Below are 23,271 nucleotides of genomic sequence, written 5' to 3'. Positions count from 1 at the left end.
CAGTTCCGAGGCGCCGTTGCTGCGTACTGATGCCTGGCAGAAAAGGGCAGAACTCCGTGGTCGGAAGACTGCGGAGTGGAATTTGTCGAGCCTGGATCAGCTCCCCACTCATATTCCCAATCAGACTTCCGCGCCCCGCCCGTCGCGAAAAAGTTCCTGATATCCTTGTCGGTGACATTGGAGTAGGGGTTGTTCGCAACGGTCTATCCAGTTGCATTGACTCCATCTCGCCATTGCATAATCTTGGTAGGCCATAATATGGTATCCGAAACTTGACCGTCCCTGCGGCAAGGGACGGAAGTTGACGTCTGAAACAGAGGTGTTGGAATGAATGATGATGCGCACGGCACGGCAATTCGCGTGGAGCGTCCGGCCAAGACGTTGCGCGAACTGGCGCTCGACAAAGTGCGGGAGGCGATCCTCAATGGCTATTTCCGCCCGGGGGATCGTCTGGTGGAGCGTGATCTCTGCGCCCAGCTTGGTGTAAGCCGCACGATCGTACGCGAGGTTCTGCGCCACCTCGAATCCGAAGGCCTCGTCGCCAATCTGCCGAACAAGGGGCCGATCGTCGCCCAGCTCAACCATGACGAGGCGAAGCAGATCTATGAGATCCGCGGCGCATTGGAAGGCATGGCCGCGCGTCTTTGCGCCGAGCAGCGCAATCCCGCCATTGCCGATGCTCTGGACAAATCCCTTGAGGACATCAGAAACAGCTACCGGGACAAGGATATGGCTGGTGTACTCGCCCATACCTCATCCTTCTATCAGACGCTTTTCAGCATGGTCGACCGCCACATCGCGTGGGGCGTCGTCAATCTTCTGACCGTGCGCATCAATCATCTGCGCTCGATGACGATCAAGACGCAAAATCGCGATGTTCAGGGGCCAGTGCAGATGGCGCGGATCGTCGATGCCATCCGGCGCGGAGACGGCGAGGGCGCCTTCCAGGCAGCCATGGAGCATGTCGCCAGCGCCAGCGCAATCGCACAGGCGGTTCTCTCAGGACGCCAACCGATCGATTGATCCGGTACGCCGCTCCTTGCCGATGTACGGCGGCATCGCACCTAATGCCATCTCGGCGACCTCACCAAATTAAAGGCACCCTCACGATGCGGGCTTGACTCTCCGCGGCGTTCGATGTGACGGTATGCCATAATCAATAATACAAAATTGGAACATCAAAAAAACTGGGAATGCAGTCGCAGCCTGCAGGCTCACCCAGAATATTGGCATGAAGATGATGGTTAGCATGCCATGATCAATCACTTTCGCTTTGATGAATAAGCATCTGTTATAATTATATTTTCTTTCTGTTCACTTAAGTTTTCCGCTCGTTTGCGCGAAGCCGCTTGACAGTTATGTATTATGGCATACCATCATACATAACCTAGAAAAACGAGCGCAGCCATGACCTTTCAAATCCGTAAAACCGTCCTGCAGATCGAAACCACCTTGGTTGAAGGGGGCAAAGCAGCGCCCACGCCTCTGAAGCTCTTTTCGGCCTGTGCGATCGTGAAGAACCCTTGGGCCGGTCGCGGCTTTGTCGAGGATCTGAAGCCCGAGATCCATGCCGCAGCGCCGGTTCTCGGTGAGTTGCTCACCAGGATGATCATCGAGGCGGTCGGATCGGGCGAGGCCGTTGAAGCCTATGGAAAATCGGCAGTGGTCGGCCTAGACGGCGAGATCGAACATGCGTCTGCACTGATCCATACGCTGCGTTTCGGCAACCATTATCGCCATGCCGTCGGCGCCAAGTCCTATCTCGCCTTCTGCAATACGCGTGGCCCGGCCAACGCGCCGATCATGATCCCGCTGATGGACAAGAACGACGAAGGGCGCCGCTCGCATTATCTGACGATCCAGACGTCGATCGCCGATGCTCCGGCTGCCGACGAGATTGTCGTCGCACTCGGCGCTTCCGTCGGCGGCCGGCCGCATCATCGTATCGGCGACCGCTATCAGGACCTCAAGGACCTGGGGCAGGACGTCTCAAATCCTGCCGGCGTCTGACGGATTGGGCGCGGAGATGTCGACGATGGACACCATAGCGCAGAGCAAAGCCAATGTCCCCGAGGCAGAAGGATTGCCGCGTAAGATCACGGCAGGCGGGACGGCCTACCACGAGGTGGGCATAGGCGAGCCCCTTGTTCTCATTCACGGCGTCGGCATGCGCCTCGAAGCCTGGCTGCCGCAGATCGCTGCCTTTTCCGGGAGCCATCGCGTCATCGCCGTCGACATGCCTGGCCATGGCGAAAGCAGATCGCTGCCTGCCGGCAGCCGCCTGGAAGCCTTCGTCGACTGGTTCGGCGGCTTCCTTGATGAGATGGCGCTCGACGCTGCCAATGTTGCCGGGCATTCGATGGGTGCGCTTGTCGCCGGTGGTGCCGCGGCAACCTTCGGTGAGAGGATCAGGCGCGTCGCCTATCTCAACGGCGTCTATCGCCGTGATGCGGAAGCAAAGGCGGCGGTCCTGGCACGCGCAGCGGCAATCCCGGTGACCGGCGTCGACAAGGAAGGGCCGCTTCTGCGCTGGTTCGGCGACGATGCGCAAAGTGCGACCGCCCGGGAGTTGACCCGCAACTGGTTGGGCCTCGTCGATCCGCAGGGATATGCGACAGCTTATGCGGCATTTGCCGGCGGCGACGAAACCTACGCCGATCGGTGGCCGCAGGTGCGGGTGCCGGCACTATTCCTGACTGGTTCGGACGATCCCAACTCGACGCCGCAGATGGCCGAGCAGATGGCGGCTGCCACCCCGAGAGGCTGGGTCCGGATCGTCGAAGGGCATCGTCATATGGTGAACCTGACGGCACCTGAGATCGTCAACGAATTGCTTGCCGAGTGGCTTTCATGCGGGGAGGACGCAAGATGACGGCGCAACATATCGATGCAAGGGCGCTGCGCGACGCCTTCGGCGCATTTCCGACCGGCGTCACGGTCGTGACTGCGCAAGATCACGCCGGTCTGCCGATCGGCTTCACGGCCAACTCCTTCACCTCGGTCTCGCTCGATCCGCCGCTGCTTCTGGTCTGCCTGGCAAAGACCTCCCGCAACTTCGCGACCATGACGAGCGCGAAGCATTTCGCTATCAATGTTTTGTCGGAAGCGCAGAAAGATATCTCCAACACCTTCGCGCGTCCGGTTGAAGACAGGTTCGCAACTGTCGAATGGAATGCCGCCGCCGACGGCTGTCCGATCCTTGCCGATGTTGCCGCCTGGTTCGAATGCGGTATGGAGCAGGTCATCGATGCCGGCGACCATGTCATCCTCATGGGACGCATCGCCTCCTTCCACAACAGCGGCCGCAACGGTTTGGGCTATGCCCGCGGCGGTTATTTCACGCCGATCCTCGCGAGCAAGGCGGTTTCGGCCGCAACCGAGGGCAATATCGAGCTCGGTGCCGTTCTGGAGCGCGATGGCGAGATCCTGCTGCTCGGAGAAGACATCTTCGCACTGCCGAGCTGCGAGGGAAGGGAAGGGAGCCCGACCGAAATTCTATGCGACTACCTGCAAGAGCTGACCGGGCTTTCGGTGACGATCGGCTTTCTCTATTCGGTCTATGAAGGCAAAAGCGATGGCAAGCATCACATCGTCTACCGCGCCTTCACGTCGCAAGGCGAGCCGCGCGAGGGCAGGTTCTTCAAGCCGGACGCTTTGACCAAAACCCGCTTCAAGACGAGTGCGACAGCCGATATCGTCGCTCGTTTCGCACTGGAAAGCCAGATCGGCAATTTCGGCGTTTATTTTGGAGACGAGACCTCCGGTACGGTCCGCCCGGTCTCGACGAAGGTGGCACGAGCATGAAATTCTCTCTCTTCGTTCACATGGAGCGCCTCGATGCGAGCCAGAGCCATAAGAGCCTCTACGACGAGTTCGTCGCGCTCTGCGAAATTGCCGACAAGGGCGGCATGCACGCCATCTGGACGGGCGAGCATCACGGGATGGATTTCACCATCGCTCCCAATCCTTTCGTGACGATCGCCGATCTGGCCCGCCGCACGTCGAGGGCGAGACTAGGCACGGGCACGGTGATCGCGCCTTTCTGGCATCCGATCAAGCTTGCCGGCGAAGCGGCCATGGCCGACATCATCTGCGACGGCAGGCTCGATATCGGCATCGCCCGCGGCGCCTATTCCTTCGAATATGAGCGTCTTTTGCCGGGTCTCGACGCCTGGGGCGCCGGCCAGCGCATGCGCGAGCTGATCCCTGCGATCAAAGGCATCTGGAAGGGCGACTATACCCACGACGGCGAATTCTTCAAATTCCCCGCGACCACCTCGGCGCCGAAGCCGCTACAGGAGCCCAATCCTCCGATCTGGGTCGCCGCACGCGATCCGAACTCGCATGAATTTGCCGTCGCCAACGGCTGCAACGTTCAGGTGACGCCGCTCTGGCAAGGAGATGACGAAGTCGAGGCGCTGATGGGCCGTTTCAACGACGCCTGCGCTAAGAACCCTGATATCGACAGGCCGAAGATCATGCTGCTACGCCACACCTATGTCGGCTCGTCGGAAGCCGATATCGCTGAGGCCGCCCACGAGCTCAGCGTTTACTACAATTACTTCTTCGCCTGGTTCAAGAACGAGAAGCCGGTCCATCAGGGCCTGATCGAGCGCATTCCCGATGAGGACATTCGCGCGAATGCCATGCTGTCGGATGCGGTCATGCGCAGCAACAATGTCGTCGGCGACGCCGCGACGGTGATTGCGCGGCTGAAGGCCTACCAGGCGATGGGCTATGACGAATATTCCTTCTGGATCGACACCGGCATGCCGTTCGAGCGCAAGAAAGCCTCGCTCGAACGTTTCATCGCCGAGGTCATGCCGGCATTTGCGGAGTGAACCCCATGCAGCGCTTCCAGTATTATATCGACGGCGAATTTCTGGACGGGGAGGCCCGCTATCCAAGCGTCGATCCGGCCACCGGCCTGATCTGGGCCGAGATGCCGGAGGCGCGCGAAAGCGATGTCGATCGCGCCGTCAATGCCGCCGAAACGGCGCTTTATGACGGACCCTGGGCCAAGACCACGGCGACCCAGCGCGGCAAGCTGCTCTATAAGCTCGCCGATCTCGTCGCGGCCAATGCCCAAAAGCTCGCCGAACTGGAAACCCGCGATACCGGCAAGATCATTCGCGAGACTTCGGCGCAGATCGCCTATGTCGCCGATTACTATCGCTACTATGCCGGGCTCGCCGACAAGATCGAGGGATCATACCTGCCGATCGACAAGCCCGACATGGATGTCTGGCTCCGCCGCGAGCCGATTGGCGTCGTCGCCATGATGGTGCCGTGGAACAGCCAGCTCTTTCTTTCCGCCGTCAAGATCGGCCCGGCATTGGCGGCCGGCTGCACCATGGTCGTCAAGGCATCGGAGGATGGGCCGGCGCCGCTTCTGGAATTTGCCCGTCTCGTTCACGAAGCAGGCTTTCCGGCCGGCGTCGTCAACATCATCACCGGTTTTGGCTCGTCCTGCGGCGCGGCCCTCGGGCGGCATCCGAAAGTCGCGCACATCGCCTTTACCGGCGGGCCGGAGACGGCGCGCCATGTCGTGCGCAACTCTGCCGAGAACCTTGCCTCGACATCCCTGGAGCTCGGCGGAAAATCGCCCTTCATCGTCTTCGCCGATGCCGATCTTGAAAGCGCCGCCAATGCCCAGGTTGCCGGTATTTTCGCAGCAACGGGACAAAGCTGCGTCGCCGGCTCCCGCCTGATCGTCGAGCGCAGCGTCAAGGATGCTTTCCTGTCCATTCTCAAGCGCAAGGCGGAGGCGATCCGCATCGGCTCGCCGCTCGAAATGGCGACCGAAGTCGGCCCGCTCGCCACGAAGCGGCAGCAGGATCATGTGGCAGCCCTTGTCGAAAAATCCGTCCGGAGCGGCGCGCGTCTCGTCACCGGCGGGCAGAGGCCAGACGGCGAGGGCTATTATTTCCCGCCGACGATCCTCGATTGCGACGCCGTCGCTTCGCCGTCGCTCGCCGAGGAATTCTTCGGCCCGGTTCTCTCCGTCGTCTCCTTCGACACCGAGGCCGAGGCGCTGAAGCTTGCCAACGACACCCGCTATGGACTGGCCTCCGGCGTCTTCACCCAGAATCTCACCCGCGCCCATCGCCTGATGAAAGGCATTCGCGCCGGCGTTGTCTGGGTCAACACCTATCGCGCGGTATCGCCGATCGCGCCTTTCGGCGGCTTCGGTCTTTCCGGGCAGGGCAGGGAAGGCGGGCTGGCGGCGGCGCTCGACTACACGCGCACCAAGACGATCTGGCTGCGCACGTCAGATGATCCGATCCCCGATCCTTTCGTCATGAGGTGACGCCGATGTTCTACGAGATCCGCACCTACAGGCTGAAGAACGGCACGATCCCGCAATATCTCAAGGTCGTCGGGGAGGAGGGGATTGCCATCCAGAAAGCCCATCTCGGCAATCTGGTCGGCTATTTCTATTCGGAGATCGGCACGATCAACGAGATCGTCCACATCTGGGCCTATGCGAGCCTCGACGACCGCGAGGCGCGACGCCAGCGACTGGCTGCCGACCCTGAGTGGCAAGCCTTCCTGCCCAGGATTCGCGATCTGATCGAGGTGGCGGAGAACAAGATTATGAAGCCGGCCAGCTTTTCTCCCGCGGGATGAGCGGGCGGCCGCATAAGGCATGACCAGAAAGACTGCAAAAACAAGGACAAGGGAACATGAAAGCAAAAATTGCACTCGCGGCCTTTGCCGCAATGATGGCCGCATGCCTGCCCGCCAAGGCCGATACCATGGTCTTCACGAGCTGGGGAGGGACGACGCAGGATGCGCAGAAGGTCGCCTGGGCGAACCAATTCACCGAAAAGACCGGCACCGGCGTCATGCAGGACGGCCCGACAGATTACGGCAAGCTGAAAGCCATGGTCGAGGCGGCTCGCGTGACCTGGGACGTGGTCGACGTCGAGGGCGATTACGCCGCACAGGCCGGCAAGAATGGTCTGCTGGAGAAACTGGACTTCTCCGTCATCGACAAATCCAAGCTCGATCCGCGCTTCGTCAGCGACTATTCGGTCGGCAGCTTCTACTATTCCTTCGTGATCGGCTGCAATGCGGATGCCGTCAGTGCCTGCCCGAAGACCTGGGCCGATCTCTTCGACACGAAGAAGTTTCCGGGCAAACGCACTTTCTACAAGTGGTCGGCGCCCGGCGTGATCGAAGCCGCCTTGCTGGCCGACGGCGTTCCCGCCGACAAGCTCTATCCGCTCGATCTCGATCGCGCCTTCAAGAAGCTCGATACGATCAAGTCTGATATTGTCTGGTGGTCGAGCGGCGCGCAGTCGCAGCAGCTGGTCGCATCGGCGGAAGCGCCGTTCGGCAGCCTGTGGAACGGCCGCATGACCGCGCTCGCCAATAGCGGTGTCAAGACCGAGACGTCGTGGAGCCAGAACATCACGGCAGCCGATTCCCTCGTCATTCCCAAGGGCGCTCCGAACCTGGAAGCGGCGATGAAGTTCATCGCGCTTGCGACGTCCGCACAAGCGCAGGCCGATATGGCGAAGGCGACGGGATATGCCCCGATCAATGTCGGTTCGGCGAAGCTGATGGATCCGGAAACTGCCAAGACCTTGCCGGACCAGCAGACCGCCAGCCAGGTGAATGCCGATATGAATTACTGGGCCGAAAACCGGGATGCCATCGGCAAGAAGTGGTACGCCTGGCAGGCACAGTAAGCTCCAGGGAGCTGTCAACAGCACCGCGGACCGATGTCCGCGGTGCGGCAATACGAGGTGCGGGCCCGCATGGCGGCTATGGCTGCCTGGCGGTGCCCACGGTGGGAAAGGATTGCCATGTCGACATATATGGACGTTGCGGACGAAACCGCACCGACGCGCAAGGCGGCGAGGCCTACCGGCTTTGGACAGGTGGCGCCGGCACTGATCTTCATCGCGATCTTTTTCGCCTTTCCGGTCGTAGCGCTTCTTCTGCGCAGCGTGATGGAGCCGACGCTCGGGCTTGGCAATTATGCCGAGTTGCTCGGATCCGCGACCTATCTGAAGATCTTCACCAATACTTTCATCGTCTCCGGTCTGGTCACCATCATATCGTTGCTGATCGGCTTTCCCGTCGCCTGGACGCTGGCGATCATGCCTGCGAGACTGGCCTCGCTGGTATTTGCGATCCTGTTGCTGTCGATGTGGACCAATCTGCTTGCCCGTACCTATGCCTGGATGGTGCTGCTGCAGCGGACGGGGCTGATCAACAAGATGCTTGTTGGTATGGGGCTTATCGACAAGCCCCTGGCGCTCGTCAACAACCTGACCGGCGTCACGATTGGCATGACCTATATCATGCTGCCCTTCATCGTCCTGCCGCTCTACGGCGTCATCAAGAAGATCGACCCGGCGGTGCTGCAGGCAGCTGCTCTCTGCGGTGCGAACCGCTGGCAATGCCTCACCCGTGTTCTGCTCCCCTTAGCCGCTCCCGGCATGATGGCGGGTGCGCTGATGGTTTTTGTCATGTCGCTCGGCTACTACGTCACCCCGTCACTGCTCGGCGGCACGGCGAACATGATGCTGGCGGAACTCATCGCCCAGTTCGTGCAATCCCTCGTCAATTGGGGCATGGGCGGAGCGGCGGCCTTTGTCCTGCTTGTCGTCACGCTGTCGCTCTACGCCGTCCAACTGCGGCTGTTCGGCGTACAGAATACGGGAGGGCGCTGAGATGCTCCTGAATTTCGGCCAGCTCGGCTGGTGGAAGTATGTGCTTCTCACCATCACTGTTCTGACAGCTGCCTTCCTGCTGCTGCCGATCCTGTTCATCGCGGCACTGTCATTCGGCTCGTCGCAATGGTTGATCTTTCCGCCGCCGGGCTGGACCCTGCGCTGGTACGGCGAGCTGTTTTCCGATCCGCAATGGCTGGAGTCCGCCTGGACGAGCTTCAGGATCGCGGCGATCGTCACGGTGCTTTCGGTCGTGCTCGGGCTCGTGACGTCGTTCGGCCTCGTGCGCGGCAAGTTCCTGTTTCGCGATGCGCTGAAGGCGCTGTTCCTGACGCCGATGATCCTTCCGGTCGTCGTCTTCGCCGTTGCGCTCTATGCCTTCTTCCTACGGATCGGGCTCGGGGGAACCCTGATCGGCTTCGTCCTTTCCCACCTCGTCCTGGCCTTGCCTTTTTCCATCCTGTCCATCTCAAGCGCGCTCGAAGGCTTCGACAAGTCCATCGAGGATGCGGCGGTGCTCTGCGGTGCTTCGCCGCTCGAGGCAAAGATCAGGGTAACGCTGCCTGCCATAAGCCACGGGCTCTTCTCCGCGGCAGTCTTCTCGTTCCTGACATCCTGGGATGAGGTGGTCGTGGCAATCTTCATGGCGAGCCCGACGTTGCAGACATTGCCGGTCAAGGTCTGGACGACGCTGCGGCAGGACCTCACCCCGGTCGTGGCTGCTGCCTCCACACTTCTCATTCTGTTGACGGTCACTTTGATGGCGCTGGCCGCGATCGTACGCAAGGTTTTGAAATCATGAGCGAATCCTTCCTGAAAATCAAAGGCATCCGCAAGGAGTACGGCCCGGTCGTCGCCGTGCACGATGTCAATCTCGACGTCCGGCGCGGCGAATTCCTGACCTTTCTCGGACCTTCCGGCTCGGGCAAGAGCACGACGCTCTACATATTGGCCGGCTTCGAGAACCCCACCAAGGGCGACATCCTGCTGAACGGCCGGACGCTGCTGTCGACGCCTTCGCACAAGCGCAATATCGGTATGGTGTTCCAGCGCTATACACTGTTTCCGCATCTGACCGTGGGCGAAAATATCGCTTTTCCGCTGAAGGTTCGCCGCAAGTCGAAGGCCGAAGTTGATAGCCGGGTGAGGGAAATGCTGCGTCTCGTCAGGCTCGAGGGCTTCGAGGATCGCAAGCCGGCACAGATGTCCGGCGGCCAGCAGCAGCGTGTCGCGCTTGCCAGGGCGCTCGCCTATGATCCGCCGGTGCTTCTGATGGACGAACCGCTGTCGGCGCTCGACAAGAAGCTTCGCGAGGAAATCCAGCACGAGATAAGACGGATTCACCAGCAGACCGAAGTGACGATCCTCTACGTGACTCACGATCAGGAAGAGGCGCTGCGGCTCTCCGATCGCATTGCCGTCTTCTCCAAGGGCGTGATCGACCAGATCGGCACCGGGCCGGAACTCTACGCCAATCCGCGCACCCGCTTCGTCGCCGAATTCATCGGTGACAGCGATTTCATCTCCTGTCATCTGTTGTCATCGGACAATGGACAGGCGACCATTTCACTCGGCGATAAGGCGATCTTCGAGCGCATCCCGGTCCATGGCCAGGCGGCCACCGGCCGCAAGGCCGCGCTGATGCTGAGGCCCGAGCGCATCCGGCTCGGGCGCAGCAACGGGGCGGGCAAGGGCCTCAGCGCCACCGTCAACGACATAACCTTTCTTGGCAACAACGTGCACGTGACGACACAGATTTCAGCCAACGAGACCTTGTCCGTTCGCTTGCCTTTCGGGCATGAGGCCATCTCGGGCCTCAGCCGTGGTGATCATGTCAATCTGGAATTCGACCCGGGCGCTGCTCACGTCTTTTGCTAGAGTTGGCAAACAGCAGCGGCCTTTTACGCCGCTCTTGGCAACAAAGATTTCAGGTTAGCGTCGGCCGCCAGCGCATCGAGCGGCGGCACGACCTGCCTTGCGATCAGCATCTCGCTCAACTTCATGTCCCTGGCGACCCTATTGCCGTAACCCACGCCGCTTGCGGCGACCAGTCTCTGTCCGTCATCGAGATGGAACAGGATGAAGGCGCCATCGCCCAGGTCTCTTCGGACTACGGTGCGTCCTTCATCGACAAGTCCAGCGATCTGCAGGGTATGATCGAACTGATCGGACCAGAAATAGGGAACGGCATCATAGCCACGCGCAGCGCCCGCCAAGTTCGCCGCGGCAAGAATGCCCTGATCCTGGGCATTGCGCCACGCCTCCAGACGAAGCCGGCGTCCCCCATACAGCGGGTGCGGAAACGAGCAGCAGTCGCCCGCAGCATAGATATCCGCCACCGAAGTCTCGAGGCGCTCGTTAACCGAGATCCCGTTGTCGACGGCTATGCCCGCCTGTGCGGCGAGGTCAGTGCGCGGCTGCGCGCCGATGCCGACCACGAGCACATCCGCGGTCACCTCGGTGCCATCGGCCAGACGGACGCTCACGCGCCGGTCGTCTGCGTCGATCTCGCTGACCGTTAGGCCGCATTTCACCTCGACCCCGTTGCGACGATGCAGCGAACTGATCGTCTCCGCGATCTGTTCGGGTACGCCGCGCTTGAGAATGCGCTCCTGGGATTCGATCACCGTGACCCTTGCGCCACGGTTGCGCGCCGATGCGGCGACCTCCAGACCAATGAAGCCTCCTCCGAGCACCGCCACATGCATGTCGGCGCTGATCCAGGGGCGAAGCGCAAGCGCGTCGTTGATCGTCCTGAGATAGAGTATGCGCGCATTGGCTCGCACATTCGGCAATCGCCTGGGCGCGGCGCCCGTCGACAACAACAATCTGTCATAGGCCAACGCACGGCCGTCCGACAGGATCACCTGCTTGCCGGTGGCGTCGATAGCGCTTGCCGACGCGCTGCCGATATGCCGGATCGCCCGTTCGCCCAACATGATATCATTGAGAACGGTCGGCGCCTGCGGCGTTGCCTCGGCGAGCAGCATCTGCTTGGAAAGCGGCGGCCGCTCATAGGGGAGGTGAGCCTCGTCGCCAATGAGGGTAATGGCATGCGGGTAGCCGTTTTCTCGCAAGCTCAGAGCGGCGCGCGCGCCGCATTCGCCCGCGCCGACGATGATGATGCCCGCGTCGTTGCTCATGCTCCGATCCCGATCATGACGCGATCGCCCTCCAGCTTCACTGGATAGGTTTTCAGGCCGACGCAGACCGGCGCGCCGCGAGCCTCGCCGGTCTTATAGCTGAAACGACCGTTGTGCTTTGGACATTCGATGGTGTCGTCCATGACAAGCCCCTCGGCCAGGTGGATCTTTTCATGGGTGCAAAGCCCATCGGTCGCGAAATATTCGTCATCCGGGCTTCGATAGATCGCAAAGGTTCGCCCGGCGTGATCGAAGCGGACGACGTCCTCCTGATCGATCTCCTCGGCTGCACACGCATCGATCCATGTCGTCATTTTCTGCCTCCTCGTTGCTGTCCGTCGGCGGCTTGCCGCCATGCACAAAAGATATCGTCTCGCTGGAGGAACATTCCGGCCTTGAACCTTGATCGCGCTCAGCTTTCTCCTCCCCCGAGCAATTTCGATCATGCGCGATATGACCCTTCACATTCCACGCCGATCATGATCATTTTTCATCAAGGAGAAGCAGAATGAAGAAACCTCGCTTGGTCGGCCTTGTGGCCGTCGCGCGTTTTCAACGAAAGGGGAAGCGTCAAACCGCAGGCGGTTGAGAAGGTAGTGTCGGCGGCCAAGCGGCTGATCCAGAGCCTTATCTTGGCTGACATGATTGGTCATGCCGGAGCCTGCGAAAGGAGGGCCAGCAGGCTCCGGCATTTCCCGCCATCGACGACCTGAGGATCGGCGGCGGGGGGAGAACCTAATGTCGCATATGGAGCACACCACGCTCTTGGCAAGTCCTTGAGGTCGTTGCGCGGCCTGACTATTCCGGCCGGGCTCGGCCTAGTTCGCCGACCCTGAACGACGCGCCTGCTTGTCGGCATATTTCTTCGCCCGCTCCATGAAACGCTTGTTCATGCGGTCCTCTGCCTCCTTCGAGCCGTCGTGGAAGGTGCCGAACCATTTGTCGAGCGGGATGACGCCGTCGGCGTAATTGCACTCGAAGAACTTGTGATGCAGGTAGTGGTCGTAAGCATGCGTGTCGATGGCGGTGTCGTCCGCGATCACGATCTTGTCGAACCCCGCATGGCCCGGCGCTGGCGCAAGAGCTGTATGCGTCAGATGGAAGAGGACATGGATCGGACTGGAGGGCACGATCCAATGGATGAGCACGCCGGAGAAGTAGAGGAGATGCTCGATGGGATGCATCGCCAGACCCGACCATGGCCCGGGATTGACGTTGTTATGATGCAGCTTGTGAACGGCATGATAGAGTGGCGGCCAGTGGATCAGGCGGTGAACGAGGTAGAAATGCAGATCGCGGAATGCCGGGATCAGCAGCATGATCGCCGCGCAATAGACCGGATGTTCGGCAAAATCGACATAGGGAATGATGCCGTTGGCGAAAGCCCATAGGGTCAGGACTTCGAAGGCTGTCCAGATCGGCACGGCACTTGCGAATGTCCAGATCACGTTGTCGACGGTCTGATTGCCGAAGAGAAATGCTGAATTGCCCGTCGACGGCCACTTGGCGTTATATTTGAAGGTCGTTCCCTGCTTCTTTTGCATGTACAGGCGCAGATGAAAGGCGCCGAAGAACAGGAAGACGAGGGCGGCGTTGCGAAGGAGAAGATAGGCAATCCAACCCGGCGCGAAGGTCTTCATCGTTTCCATCGAGGGCGTGGCATAGAGCCATAGCAGCGTGCCGACGATCGCATAGACGGTATTCCAGGGCATCAGATAGCCAGGATAGCCGAAGAACCATTTCAGGAAGGCCATGGGCTGAGCCGGCCAAACGAAAACCGGCGGATATTTGAGGAGCTTGTTGGGTTTCCAGTCTCCTCGCTTGTCGCGCGTGCCGTAAAGTGTGTCGTCCATGGTGTTGCCTCCCAATTGCCGGATATCATGCATTCAATGTCTCCGACACAGGTGCGGAACGACAGCAGAGATTTGATGAGAATTGATCATGGCCTGCAGCTCCGGGCGGGCTAATGGAGCCGGTTGGCTTCCGAGAGTATTTTGATGAAAAACCATCATGCCGGTGACTGCCGGCGCGTAAATGCATCCGCTTTGCAATGAAACGCATCGATGATCAAAACCCATCACCAAACGGTCTCGCAAAGACAGCGAATTCATGATCTGTGCAGTCCACTGGTACGGGAGGCATCATGCAGAACATGCTCATCTTTCAGTCGCTCTGGGCCATGGAGCGACGCAGCGCTGTTTATCCGGAGCAGACTCTCGAAGAGAACCTGGAGAGGATCGCCGTCGCCGGCTTCGACGGCATCAGCACCCATTGGTACGACCGCAGTTATGTTCGCCGGGTCGCAGGGCTGCTCAAGCAGCACGGTTTGCAGGCGGAAGGACAATGCTTTCCCAAGACCATCGACGATCTTAAGCCAGCGCTCGAGATCGCCGCCGAATACAATGTGCATCACATCTGTCTGCAACCCGATGTGCGATTGCGCCGCCTGGAGGATTGCGTCCCCCTGCTCGAGGGCTGGCAACGTCTTGGGGAGGAGGCCGGCATCGACGTCCTCATCGAGACGCATCGCGACCGGATGACCACCGATCTGTTCTTCACGCTCGATCTGCTCGATCGCCTGCCGGATTTGCGGCTGCTGGGCGATATCTCGCATTTCCTCGTCGGCCGGGAATTCGCCTGGCCGGTATCGGATGAAAATCATGCGCTCATCCATCAGATACTCGACAATTCATGGGCCTTTCACGGCCGGGTCGCTTCGCGCGAGCAGGTCCAGATCGAAATCTCCTTTGCGCATCATCAGCCCTGGGTCGATCTCTTCCTCGGCTGGTGGGAATACGGCTTCAGAAGCTGGCGAAAGCGCGCCGGCAGCAACGACACTCTCGCCTTTACTTGCGAGTTGGGGCCAAAACCCTATGCGATCACGGGGAGGGACGGGGAGGACACGACCGATCGGTGGGCGGAATCCCTGATGCTCATGCAGGAGGCACGCGACCTCTGGACCAGAACAGGGCTGATAATTTCGGGCGGAATACCTGCGATATTCTGCATTCCAGATCAGATCACCCGCTAGAATTCTGCTGTAAACGACACCGGTTTTCGTCGCAAGCATGCACTGGAGAGGAAGTATTGCCGGTTAGAGCCCTCTCAAGGCGTTCGATTTTCACACATTGAGTACCGGCCCAGTTGCTTCGTCTGTGCGTCACGCGAAACTGGATTGTCATGAATCCGCGCGGGAGTTTGTTCTTCGGTTCGAATACCGATGTCCAGTGCTCCGAAATTTCCAAACGAATGTCTTGGTTGATTGTGTCAGGCGAAAGCCTGGCCGCGCTTTGAGCGCGGGCGTCGCGATATGCCGGGTTGTAGATTAGTTTCGGAACGGGGGCTTGAATGCGATTCTTGATTGAACGAAATTCGTGCGGTCCGTATTTTAGAAACCCGAACGCAAGCAATATGTGTAATCCTCTGTTTGGGATGGTGGTCTGGGGCATATTGATGAAACTGGCAACAATCTTCGTTCAGCTGGCGAGGGAGCCAAATGTCTTGCAATGTATATGAAATACCGCAGCCTCACGCGATCGGCTCCGAGGAGTTCATACGTTTGCGGGAGCTGTTTGATCGCTCGTTCAAGGCGGCTCGGATAGGTGTATGGGAATGCAGCTTGCCGGATCAAACGCTAAGTTGGACGGATACGGTCTATGAATTCTTTGATCTTGTTCCGCAAGCGCCATTGGCGCGGGACGAAATCGTCAAACTCTACACGCCAGAAACCCGCAAGCTGCTTAACGAGGCCCGCGATAGGGCAATTCGCACAGGTGAAGGCTTTACCCTGGACGCTCAGATAGTTACCGCAAAAGGTAACAACCGATGGATAAGAATAACCGCTTGTGTCGAGTTTGCGAACGGCACTGCCGCAAGAATATTCGGGGTGAAACAGGACATCACTGCCGAGAAGGCTGTGGTCGAGCAGCTTCGTCACTTGGCGGAACGCGATGCGCTCACCGGATTGAGTTCCCGGACCAGGTTTGAAACCTTCCTTAGTGAGATATGCGGAGCCGAGGGCCAAGGGGCGCGAGCCTTGCTCTTGGCGGATCTCGACGGTTTTAAGTCGGTAAATGATACTTTCGGGCATCAGGCCGGGGACGAGTGCCTCAAAGTTGCAAGCCGCAGGCTCTCGCGGGCGGCACCTCAGGCTGACATGATCGCTCGCATAGGCGGGGATGAATTTGCTGTCATCCATCCATGTTCATCGGTCGAAGATCTCGCAAAGATCGCGGCCCGGGTTGTAAAAGGCATGAATTGGACGATCTCAACTCCAACGCAGAACATTCGGATCGCTGCGTCCGTTGGAGCTGCCATAATCCTACCTGGTCAATCGCCCAAAGACATATTTGCGAAAGCGGACCGTGTCTTATACGAGGTAAAATCGGCAGGCAGGAACGGTTTCCGGATCATGTCACCTTCGCGACCGGCGTTGGAGAGCGCTGAAGCAACCTTGGACAGTAAGGTCTGTTCTGAAGTGACGGCGGGCGGAAGTTGATGCTTCCAGCTACTTTATAGGCAGCTAGACTCTCTGCTTCTGCCGATGCAGCAGTTTTGGTTTTGAGGGGACCATCAGCTTTCCCAACACATCATTTCGAAACAACGTAACAGCGCCGTGCAAACTTAGGAACGGGAGTTGCCCAAGACGGCCGAACGGATATGCGAACGCGATAAGCCGAGATCATTGAGAACATGATCGTCCAACGTTCCGAGCTCGCGGATGGCTCGGCGATTTTCAGCGAACCGCTTAATTCTATCAAACACTCTCATCGTCATCTCCTCTGACTATGCCTGCCAGATAGTCAGTTCTTAGCCCAAATAAAATGCATACGCCTGCACATGAGGCATGCCGTCTTTGCAAGACTCGCATCGTTGCCCGCTTTCGCTATAAAGAAACGCTAGGGCGGCAGAATGGAGTTGTGTTGGCCATCCGCGCCTCTATGAACGTACTGGCATGACGAAGAGCCGCAAAAGCGGCACAAAGCCGGTATCGAATTTAGTTCCATAAGATAGATTATCTGATCTTTGACTGTAGCCGGGGCAGATTCCATTTTCAAATGCAACAGAGACAATATTGGCCATGATTTCAGGAGGATGGAATGGCCCGCTCTTTTGTGCAGTTGAGTATGGACGAACGTCGCGTCATCGCGCGGATGTATGAGAAGAAGATCAGCCAGGCGGAGATCGCACGCGCCCTTCACCGGGACCGCTCGACGATCTGCCGCGAGCTACGTCGGAATTTCTGGCACGATCGCGAAGTTCCAATCGCCCAGGGCTACTGGCATGTGACGGCGCAACAGATGGCTGACGATCGCCGCAGGCGGTATCGCAAGCTATTGCGCGATCCACAACTGTGCGCTGCGGTCATCGATCGGCTGAAGGACGGCTGGTCGCCGGAACAGATTTCCGGGCGTCTGAGGCTTGTCAGCGGTTCGTCTGCCAAACTGAGCCATGAGACGATCTATCAGTATGTCTATTCTCCGGAAGGTCGTGATCAGCAACTCGCGCGGCACTTGCCGGAGCGGCGCAGGAAACGACGGCCAAGATATGCGCGCAAGCCGAGAAGTCTCGTTTTTCCAATCGAATGCGCCATTCGAAACAGACCCGATGTCATCAATTCCCGCAGCGAATTCGGCCACTGGGAAGCGGATCTGATGATCTTCAGGAAAGAGCATGGCGCCGCTAATATCGCCACCGTCGTTGAGCGCAAGAGCCGTTACACGGTTCTGTTCCGCAACAATGACCGACGCTCGAAGCCGATCATGAGCCAGTTGATCCGTCAGCTGGCACCCCTGCCCGCGCAAGCGCGGCAAAGCCTGACATTCGACAGAGGATTGGAATTCGTCTCCTGGCGCGAACTGGAGATTGGAATGGGAACGACAGCCTGGTTCTGTGACCCGCAAGCGCCATGGCAGAAAGGGACAGTCGAGAACACCAATAAGCGCGTCAGGCGCTACCTTCCGCCGGAGACCGTCGTGTTGGATGTGAGCAATCAGGAGATCCGCTCTCTGTGCAACCGGCTCAACGACACGCCACGCAAGTGCCTGGGGTTCCAGACACCGAAGGAGATCTTCAGTCGGCATTTATTGGCTATGGAACGCCAAAGCATGTAGATTTCCGAACGGCGTTGCATTCAATCTGGAACCAGCACCGCAAAGTTAAAGTGTCCTGTTTCTGCTGAAAAAATGAAGGTAGAACGGGCCAAACTGAGCGAGTTCGAGCCGATAGCGAAGCAAGAATGAGATAACTGAGAATCTTGACTGGACTCCCTCCCCTCGGTCACCGCAGAACAGCCACCGCGTATAGTCTTGACCATCACAAATTTGAGTTTTCGCTGCGCCGGAATAAGAACGGCAAGAATCCGCCGATGACGTGAACGGCGTCCGTCCAGAGCGTGACCGACTGTGCCGGGGCCTCCACGGCGATCCAGACCATCGGGTTCAGACATGCTAGTGTCGAGCAATCTAGCGCCTCAGACGATCGATGCCTTTCCATCGATCTTGATTTCAATTGAGCTTCCCGCTGGGATATCGGATTTTTCGAGGCCGACGAGGAGAAGGCCTTCAACTACGTGGACTGTTGGTGCTCGACGGCGAAGCCAGAGTATGCTCGACAGGTCGAATTCGATCGGTCGGCAGCGGTACGGTCGGCGGCGGCCTTTATCCTGCAAATTGTGATGTCACCAACCAGGAGAACCCCGAATGCCTCATGATTTCCTCGTCACCGGCCCCGAAGACGCCAAGATCAATATCGTCCTCGCGCATGGGGCGGGTGGTGCGATGGACACGACGTGGATGGAAACCATGTCTGCAGCGCTGTCCGATAAAGGCCTGCGGATCGTCCGGTTCGAGTTCGATTACATGGCGGCGCGACGATTTTCAGGAAAGCGGGCGCCACCGCCCCGCGCAGAAGTCCTCAAGCATGAATTCGAAGCCGTGATCGACGAACTCGGTTTGGAGGGAACGATCGTCATCGCGGGTAAATCGATGGGTGGCCGCGTGGCGAGCATGATCGCGGACGACATTCGCGATGCGAGAAAGATCTCCGGGCTGCTCTGCCTTGGATATCCGTTCCATCCGATTGGGAAGCCTGAAAGCCTGCGGACCGCTCATCTCGAGGAGATGAAGACGCCTTCCTTAATCTGTCAGGGAACTCGGGACCTCTTCGGATCGCGGGAGGAAGTTTCCAGCTACAAGCTCTCCGACAAGATCGAAATTCTCTGGCTTGAAGACGGAGACCATGACTTCCGTCCACGAAAGGCTGTGTCCGGGATCACGGTTGTCGATCAAGTCGCAACCGTTGCCACTCACGTGGTTCGCTGGGCGGCGGCGTTGCATTAGTCAACGCCACCGTATTCGCATTTCACCCAATTCGCAGGCAGCCATAACCGTTGCGGCAAACGATCAGCGACAAGACTATGTCCGTGCAACTTTGACGAAGGCGGCGCGACTTGCTCGGCTAATCCGGGCAATGAAAGCCGGGAGATTAGGCCCTCAGCCCGACCCTGAGCTAGATGTGGAATACTTCCTGTCGCAAATATCCGGCATTATGGAGCAAGTGCCACAAGATCGGTAACCTCTTACGCCATCAACTGGGCCTGACCGAAGGAACATCTGTTCGAGCGCACTTGCCAGTCGACAAAACCGGCTACCATTCCTAAATGGGGAGGACGTTAACGACTGAAATATGCGCCATGGCCGTCCTAACCGTCCTTGGTTTTCTTGCGAATGAGACGCTGAAGTGTGGCCGTGGGTGGTTCACCGTCGCGAAACGGTTCCTCTCCGTATCGAATGGCGCTGCGCGCGATGATGTCAACAGCGTCGTCGGGCAGCGATAGGATTCCGCGCAGCACGAAGTTCTGTTGCTTCGGCTTGTCGCGCCATAATTCTGACCAAGCCTCTGCGAGTTCGCTGGTGCGGCCGGCATGTTCGATGGCCCTTACCAGTTCTGCGGCCTGCATGCGGTCCTTGCTATCCTTTCCCGACTCACCCGATAGACCTCGCATCTGGCTGATGGTCACCTTGTGGAGGGCATACCTAACTGGATCGGGCACTACGACAGCCACACCGTCTTCATATAGGAGTGCAGAACGGATCGGTTTTTTGATAAGGAACTCCATCAGATCGAGTGGCTGAAGAGCTGCGCCCGGCATAATCGAAATCGATACTGGCGCTCTACGGTCGCGGTCTGAGTTCTTGTGAGCCGTCAGGAGGTCAACCTTGTAGTTGCTGGCGTTCTCGTAGCGCGTCGGCTCAGTGGTCGGATAGCTAGGATTGAGCTTTGGCGCGAACGACGCATCGACCGATTTGAGAATATCCTGAAAATCCTCCAGCATTTGGCCCGTGTGGCTCACGTGAAGCGCGATTTCGCGGTCTTGGGCAAGGTCGATGTCCTGCGTGCGGTGGAGGTCACCACTCAATTTGACACCAAGAATCCCGCCGTAGGCCTGGTATGCCACTGATCCAACGAGAATCGCGCCGGCTTGAAACAGGCCGGCTTTCTGGAATGCCTGCGCCAGTTTTCCTTCCATGGGATCGGGTACCGGAAGGCCCGATCGGCGCAGCATAGAGGCTGCCTCCTTCTGCAGTTTGTGACGTGCATGTTCGTGGCCATGTCGTTCGACAAGCGCGTCTACATCAGGATCGCCGACCAACCCGGCGTAGCTCGTTCGTCTGCCGCTAGGTGCAGTCGGGTCGCGCATGATGTGATACCAATACTCCTTCCCCACGCGCTTCAGTTTATGAAATGTCCCATTTGCGGGAAAGTGGGCGTTGAATGCTTTCTCATGTGCGTTTTCAACGAGATCCGCAAATGCGATGTTCAACGAAGGTGCAAGAGGTCGCATGTCATTCCTTGCTAGTCATTTGGCAAATGTTTAGCAAACCTATTGCTAGTCATTTGCCAAATGACTAGCAAGCGGAATTATATTGGTCGTTTGAAAACTTTTTCAAATATCTTGTTGGTTTTCACGCGGAACTGAGCCGGTTTTTCCACCGAGAAGTGAGCCACCTCTGAGTATGGTTTTCTGATCAGGCTTTGGTCAATGGGTTGGTCTTTTCTCCTCTCTTCTGTGCTGCTGCGGCCGAGCTGGCTTTGAAGCGGAAGCTGTCGTTCCCGGTTTCCAGGATATGGCAACGGTGGGTCAGACGGTCGAGCAGAGCGGTCGTCATCTTGGCATCGCCAAAGACGGTCGCCCATTCGCTGAAGCTGAGGTTGGTGGTGATGATGACGCTGGTGCGCTCGTAGAGCTTGCTCAGCAGATGGAAGAGCAGCGCTCCGCCTGAAGCACTGAACGGAAGGTATCCGAGTTCGTCGAGGATCAGCAGATCGAGGCGAACCAGCGTCTCGGCGATCTGGCCTGCCTTGCCTTTGGCCTTCTCCTGCTCGAGCGCATTGACCAATTCGATGGTCGAGAAGAAGCGGACTTTTCGGCGGTGATGCTCGATTGCCTGGACACCGAGGGCGGTCGCGACATGTGTTTTGCCTGTACCCGGTCCGCCGACAAGCACGATATTCTGCGCTCCGTCGATGAACTCGCATCGGTTTAGTTGGCGCACCGTCGCTTCGTTGACTTCGCTGGCGGCGAAGTCGTATCCGGAGATGTCTTTGTAGGCCGGGAAGCGGGCAGCCTTCATGTGATAGGCGATGGAGCGGACCTCGCGTTCGGCCATCTCGGCTTTCAGCAACTGGGACAGGATCGGCACGGCTGCATCAAACGCTGGAGCCCCTTGCTCGATCAGGTCCGTGACGGCTTGAGACATGCCATACATCTTCAGGCTACGCAGCATGATGACGACGGCGGCGCTGGCAGGATCATGACGCATGACGACCTCCTACGATCCGGACCCGCAGACCGTCATAGCGTTCTACATTGGCCTTGGGTTCGTGCAGCAGGGTCAGCGCATGTGGCGTGTCGATATCGGGACCGTCGGTGGTCTTGCCGTCGATCAACCGATGCAGCAGGTTCAGCACATGCGTCTTGGTCGCCACGCCTTGATCCAGAGCCAGTTCTACAGCCCTGACGACAACCTGTTCGTCGTGATGAAGCACCAGAGCGAGGATGTCGGCCATCTCGCGATCACCGCCGGGGCGGCGGAGCATCTGGTCCTGCAGTTGCCGAAAGGCCAGCGGCAATTCCAGGAAGGGTGCGCCATTGCGCAAAGCACCGGGCTTGCGCTGGATGACGGCAAGGTAATGCCGCCAGTCGTAAATCGTCCTCGGCGGCTTGTCGTGGCTGCGTTCTATGATCCGCAGATGTTCGCAGAGGATATTGCCCTCGGCTGCAACGACCAGTCGCTCGGGATAAATCCGCAGGCTGACAGGCCTGTTCGCAAAAGACGCAGGCACGCTGTAACGATTGCGCTCGAAGGTGATCAGGCATGTCGGCGAGACGCGCTTGCTCTGCTCGACAAAGCCGTCAAATGCGTTAGGCAATGCCATCAATGCTGCCCGCTCATCAGCCCAGACATCTGCGATCGTGCCGGACAAGGTGCCATGCGCCGTCTCTCGCCACAGGTCCTGGCAATGCTGTTCCAGCCAGGCATTCAACGCCGCCAGATCTGGAAAGTCCGGCATCTGTTGCCACAAACGTGGTCGGGCATCCTGAACGTTCTTCTCGACCTGTCCCTTCTCCCAGCCTGCGGCGGGATTGCAGAACTCTGGCGCAAAAACGTAGTGGTTCGTCATCGCCTGGAAGCGGACATTGACCTGCCGCTCCTTGCCGCGACCGACGCGGTCGACCGCCGTCTTCATGTTGTCGTAGATGCCGCGACCAGGTACGCCGCCGAACACCCGGAACCCGTGCCAGTGGGCATCGAACAGCATCTCGTGCGTCTGCAGCAGGTAGGCTCTGACCAGAAACGCTCGACTGTGCGATAGCTTGATGTGTGCGACCTGAAGCTTGGTGCGCTCGCCGCCGATCAAGGCATAATCTTCACTCCAATCGAATTGGAATGCTTCGCCTGCACGGAAAGACAGCGGAACGAATATGCCGCGGCCAGTCGTCTGCTGCTCAACCCGCCACTCACGGGCAAAGGCGGCGACCCGACCATAGGAGCCGGTAAAGCCGAGAACCACCAGATCGGCATGAAGTTGCTTCAACGTTCGGCGCTGCTTGCGCGACCTCCCGGCCTCGGTCTTCAGCCAGGCCGCCAGTTTGTCGGCAAAAGGATCAAGCTTGCTCGGTCGCTCCGGTACCGTGAACGTCGGCTCGATCGTACCAGCGTTCAAATACTTCGCGATCGTGTTACGCGACAAACCGGTATGCCGACTGATCTCGCGGATCGACTGCTTCTCGCGCAGCTTCATCCGACGGATGATGTTTAAAAGTCCCATGTGGATCACTCCGTTGCCCCCGTCGCTCACCGCGTTGGGGGAAGGTTCACATGGCTCAATTCTCAATGGAAATTATGCGCCTAACCGGCTCAGTTCTGCGTGGAAAC

23 protein-coding genes are annotated in these 23,271 nt (G+C 58.8%); 15 read left to right on the top strand and 8 right to left on the bottom strand.

Annotated elements, in window-relative coordinates; translation table 11 throughout:
• Positions 1–327 precede the first annotated feature (327 nt).
• The 11 genes from GA0061101_RS33410 (at position 328) to GA0061101_RS33360 (ending at position 10,565) form a co-directional block, all read left to right on the top strand.
• Entirely contained in the window at positions 328–1,023 is a 696-nt protein-coding gene (locus GA0061101_RS33410; RefSeq protein ID WP_037200244.1) for a GntR family transcriptional regulator, read from the top strand.
• A gap of 384 nt (positions 1,024–1,407) precedes the next feature.
• Positions 1,408–2,010 (top strand): amino acid synthesis family protein, encoded by a 603-nt coding sequence (locus tag GA0061101_RS33405; protein WP_037200246.1) that lies wholly within the window; start codon positions 1,408–1,410, stop codon positions 2,008–2,010.
• A 25-nt stretch (positions 2,011–2,035) separates the two neighbouring features.
• The gene (locus GA0061101_RS33400) at positions 2,036–2,872 is read left to right on the top strand and encodes an alpha/beta fold hydrolase (protein ID WP_376774286.1); all 837 of its coding nucleotides are present in this window, start codon (positions 2,036–2,038) and stop codon (positions 2,870–2,872) included.
• Complete coding sequence (locus GA0061101_RS33395; RefSeq protein WP_037200248.1) at positions 2,869–3,804, top strand: flavin reductase family protein; 936 nt, start codon at positions 2,869–2,871, stop codon at positions 3,802–3,804. Before GA0061101_RS33400 ends, GA0061101_RS33395 begins: the two co-directional genes overlap by 4 nt.
• Positions 3,801–4,841: an LLM class flavin-dependent oxidoreductase gene (locus GA0061101_RS33390; protein ID WP_037200249.1), complete on the top strand. Its 1,041-nt coding sequence runs from the start codon at positions 3,801–3,803 to the stop codon at positions 4,839–4,841. The genes GA0061101_RS33395 and GA0061101_RS33390 overlap by 4 nt, the downstream gene beginning before the upstream one ends.
• A gap of 5 nt (positions 4,842–4,846) precedes the next feature.
• Positions 4,847–6,310, top strand: a complete 1,464-nt coding sequence (locus GA0061101_RS33385) for an aldehyde dehydrogenase (RefSeq protein WP_037200250.1) — start codon at positions 4,847–4,849, stop codon at positions 6,308–6,310.
• A 5-nt stretch (positions 6,311–6,315) separates the two neighbouring features.
• The gene (locus GA0061101_RS33380; protein WP_037200251.1) at positions 6,316–6,630 is read left to right on the top strand and encodes an NIPSNAP family protein; all 315 of its coding nucleotides are present in this window, start codon (positions 6,316–6,318) and stop codon (positions 6,628–6,630) included.
• Between the two features lie 56 nt (positions 6,631–6,686).
• Positions 6,687–7,697, top strand: coding sequence for a polyamine ABC transporter substrate-binding protein (locus tag GA0061101_RS33375; protein WP_037200253.1), 1,011 nt, complete (start codon positions 6,687–6,689; stop codon positions 7,695–7,697).
• A gap of 117 nt (positions 7,698–7,814) precedes the next feature.
• On the top strand, positions 7,815–8,687 hold the full coding sequence (locus GA0061101_RS33370) for an ABC transporter permease (RefSeq protein WP_037200254.1): 873 nt from the start codon (positions 7,815–7,817) through the stop codon (positions 8,685–8,687).
• A 1-nt stretch (position 8,688) separates the two neighbouring features.
• Positions 8,689–9,489 (top strand): ABC transporter permease, encoded by an 801-nt coding sequence (locus tag GA0061101_RS33365; RefSeq protein ID WP_037200255.1) that lies wholly within the window; start codon positions 8,689–8,691, stop codon positions 9,487–9,489.
• Positions 9,486–10,565, top strand: coding sequence for an ABC transporter ATP-binding protein (locus GA0061101_RS33360; RefSeq protein WP_037200256.1), 1,080 nt, complete (start codon positions 9,486–9,488; stop codon positions 10,563–10,565). Before GA0061101_RS33365 ends, GA0061101_RS33360 begins: the two co-directional genes overlap by 4 nt.
• Positions 10,566–10,588: 23 nt before the next feature.
• Here GA0061101_RS33360 and GA0061101_RS33355 read toward each other — a convergent pair whose 3' ends face one another.
• From GA0061101_RS33355 to GA0061101_RS33340, 3 genes are all read right to left on the bottom strand, one after another.
• Positions 10,589–11,830: an NAD(P)/FAD-dependent oxidoreductase gene (locus GA0061101_RS33355; RefSeq protein ID WP_037200258.1), complete on the bottom strand. Its 1,242-nt coding sequence runs from the start codon at positions 11,828–11,830 to the stop codon at positions 10,589–10,591.
• On the bottom strand, positions 11,827–12,144 hold the full coding sequence (locus GA0061101_RS33350) for a MocE family 2Fe-2S type ferredoxin (protein WP_037200259.1): 318 nt from the start codon (positions 12,142–12,144) through the stop codon (positions 11,827–11,829). Before GA0061101_RS33350 ends, GA0061101_RS33355 begins: the two co-directional genes overlap by 4 nt.
• Before the next feature lie 504 nt (positions 12,145–12,648).
• A complete protein-coding gene (locus GA0061101_RS33340) occupies positions 12,649–13,683 on the bottom strand; it encodes a sterol desaturase family protein (protein WP_037200267.1) in 1,035 nt (344 codons plus the stop codon).
• Positions 13,684–13,973: 290 nt separating this feature from the next.
• Here GA0061101_RS33340 and GA0061101_RS33335 point away from each other — a divergent pair, with 290 nt between their 5' ends.
• On the top strand, positions 13,974–14,861 hold the full coding sequence (locus tag GA0061101_RS33335; RefSeq protein WP_092576708.1) for a sugar phosphate isomerase/epimerase family protein: 888 nt from the start codon (positions 13,974–13,976) through the stop codon (positions 14,859–14,861).
• Positions 14,862–15,326: 465 nt separating this feature from the next.
• A complete protein-coding gene (locus GA0061101_RS33330; RefSeq protein WP_051964155.1) occupies positions 15,327–16,328 on the top strand; it encodes a sensor domain-containing diguanylate cyclase in 1,002 nt (333 codons plus the stop codon).
• A 125-nt stretch (positions 16,329–16,453) separates the two neighbouring features.
• On the opposite strand, the gene GA0061101_RS33325 is transcribed toward GA0061101_RS33330, so the two are convergent.
• Complete coding sequence (locus GA0061101_RS33325; protein WP_081938855.1) at positions 16,454–16,600, bottom strand: DUF1127 domain-containing protein; 147 nt, start codon at positions 16,598–16,600, stop codon at positions 16,454–16,456.
• A gap of 329 nt (positions 16,601–16,929) precedes the next feature.
• Here GA0061101_RS33325 and GA0061101_RS33320 point away from each other — a divergent pair, with 329 nt between their 5' ends.
• Positions 16,930–17,943: an IS30 family transposase gene (locus tag GA0061101_RS33320; RefSeq protein WP_092576705.1), complete on the top strand. Its 1,014-nt coding sequence runs from the start codon at positions 16,930–16,932 to the stop codon at positions 17,941–17,943.
• Positions 17,944–17,963: 20 nt separating this feature from the next.
• On the opposite strand, the gene GA0061101_RS40980 is transcribed toward GA0061101_RS33320, so the two are convergent.
• Entirely contained in the window at positions 17,964–18,278 is a 315-nt protein-coding gene (locus tag GA0061101_RS40980; RefSeq protein ID WP_156143711.1) for a hypothetical protein, read from the bottom strand.
• A gap of 253 nt (positions 18,279–18,531) precedes the next feature.
• Here GA0061101_RS40980 and GA0061101_RS33310 point away from each other — a divergent pair, with 253 nt between their 5' ends.
• Complete coding sequence (locus GA0061101_RS33310) at positions 18,532–19,170, top strand: alpha/beta family hydrolase (protein ID WP_037201667.1); 639 nt, start codon at positions 18,532–18,534, stop codon at positions 19,168–19,170.
• 362 nt (positions 19,171–19,532) lie between these two features.
• Here GA0061101_RS33310 and GA0061101_RS33305 read toward each other — a convergent pair whose 3' ends face one another.
• The 3 genes from GA0061101_RS33305 to istA all read right to left on the bottom strand — a co-directional run bounded on the left by GA0061101_RS33305 (position 19,533) and on the right by istA (position 23,164).
• A complete protein-coding gene (locus GA0061101_RS33305; RefSeq protein ID WP_047561932.1) occupies positions 19,533–20,675 on the bottom strand; it encodes a GSU2403 family nucleotidyltransferase fold protein in 1,143 nt (380 codons plus the stop codon).
• 184 nt (positions 20,676–20,859) lie between these two features.
• The gene (gene istB, locus GA0061101_RS33300; protein ID WP_092576703.1) at positions 20,860–21,654 is read right to left on the bottom strand and encodes an IS21-like element helper ATPase IstB; all 795 of its coding nucleotides are present in this window, start codon (positions 21,652–21,654) and stop codon (positions 20,860–20,862) included.
• Positions 21,644–23,164, bottom strand: coding sequence for an IS21 family transposase (istA, locus tag GA0061101_RS33295; protein ID WP_141694150.1), 1,521 nt, complete (start codon positions 23,162–23,164; stop codon positions 21,644–21,646). Before istA ends, istB begins: the two co-directional genes overlap by 11 nt.
• Between the last annotated feature and the right edge of the window lie 107 nt (positions 23,165–23,271).

It is taken from the genome of Martinezella lusitana (genome assembly GCF_900094565.1).
GTDB lineage: Bacteria > Pseudomonadota > Alphaproteobacteria > Rhizobiales > Rhizobiaceae > Rhizobium > Rhizobium lusitanum.
The sequence above is the reverse complement of the archived record's forward strand: the minus strand, read 5'-3'. Positions and strand labels throughout refer to the sequence as shown.

Coding starts and splice junctions, on each gene's coding strand:
- GA0061101_RS33365 (WP_037200255.1), top strand. CDS start 8,689: ATGCTCCTGAATTTCGGCCAGCTCGGCTGGTGGAAGTATGTGCTTCTC.
- GA0061101_RS33305 (WP_047561932.1), bottom strand. CDS start 20,675: ATGCGACCTCTTGCACCTTCGTTGAACATCGCATTTGCGGATCTCGTT.
- GA0061101_RS33320 (WP_092576705.1), top strand. CDS start 16,930: ATGGCCCGCTCTTTTGTGCAGTTGAGTATGGACGAACGTCGCGTCATC.
- GA0061101_RS33405 (WP_037200246.1), top strand. CDS start 1,408: ATGACCTTTCAAATCCGTAAAACCGTCCTGCAGATCGAAACCACCTTG.
- GA0061101_RS40980 (WP_156143711.1), bottom strand. CDS start 18,278: ATGTCTGAACCCGATGGTCTGGATCGCCGTGGAGGCCCCGGCACAGTC.
- GA0061101_RS33360 (WP_037200256.1), top strand. CDS start 9,486: ATGAGCGAATCCTTCCTGAAAATCAAAGGCATCCGCAAGGAGTACGGC.
- GA0061101_RS33310 (WP_037201667.1), top strand. CDS start 18,532: ATGCCTCATGATTTCCTCGTCACCGGCCCCGAAGACGCCAAGATCAAT.
- GA0061101_RS33395 (WP_037200248.1), top strand. CDS start 2,869: ATGACGGCGCAACATATCGATGCAAGGGCGCTGCGCGACGCCTTCGGC.
- GA0061101_RS33325 (WP_081938855.1), bottom strand. CDS start 16,600: ATGAGAGTGTTTGATAGAATTAAGCGGTTCGCTGAAAATCGCCGAGCC.
- GA0061101_RS33340 (WP_037200267.1), bottom strand. CDS start 13,683: ATGGACGACACACTTTACGGCACGCGCGACAAGCGAGGAGACTGGAAA.
- GA0061101_RS33400 (WP_376774286.1), top strand. CDS start 2,036: ATGGACACCATAGCGCAGAGCAAAGCCAATGTCCCCGAGGCAGAAGGA.
- GA0061101_RS33385 (WP_037200250.1), top strand. CDS start 4,847: ATGCAGCGCTTCCAGTATTATATCGACGGCGAATTTCTGGACGGGGAG.
- istB (WP_092576703.1), bottom strand. CDS start 21,654: ATGCGTCATGATCCTGCCAGCGCCGCCGTCGTCATCATGCTGCGTAGC.
- istA (WP_141694150.1), bottom strand. CDS start 23,164: ATGGGACTTTTAAACATCATCCGTCGGATGAAGCTGCGCGAGAAGCAG.
- GA0061101_RS33355 (WP_037200258.1), bottom strand. CDS start 11,830: ATGAGCAACGACGCGGGCATCATCATCGTCGGCGCGGGCGAATGCGGC.
- GA0061101_RS33380 (WP_037200251.1), top strand. CDS start 6,316: ATGTTCTACGAGATCCGCACCTACAGGCTGAAGAACGGCACGATCCCG.
- GA0061101_RS33375 (WP_037200253.1), top strand. CDS start 6,687: ATGAAAGCAAAAATTGCACTCGCGGCCTTTGCCGCAATGATGGCCGCA.
- GA0061101_RS33390 (WP_037200249.1), top strand. CDS start 3,801: ATGAAATTCTCTCTCTTCGTTCACATGGAGCGCCTCGATGCGAGCCAG.
- GA0061101_RS33335 (WP_092576708.1), top strand. CDS start 13,974: ATGCAGAACATGCTCATCTTTCAGTCGCTCTGGGCCATGGAGCGACGC.
- GA0061101_RS33330 (WP_051964155.1), top strand. CDS start 15,327: ATGTCTTGCAATGTATATGAAATACCGCAGCCTCACGCGATCGGCTCC.
- GA0061101_RS33410 (WP_037200244.1), top strand. CDS start 328: ATGAATGATGATGCGCACGGCACGGCAATTCGCGTGGAGCGTCCGGCC.
- GA0061101_RS33370 (WP_037200254.1), top strand. CDS start 7,815: ATGTCGACATATATGGACGTTGCGGACGAAACCGCACCGACGCGCAAG.
- GA0061101_RS33350 (WP_037200259.1), bottom strand. CDS start 12,144: ATGACGACATGGATCGATGCGTGTGCAGCCGAGGAGATCGATCAGGAG.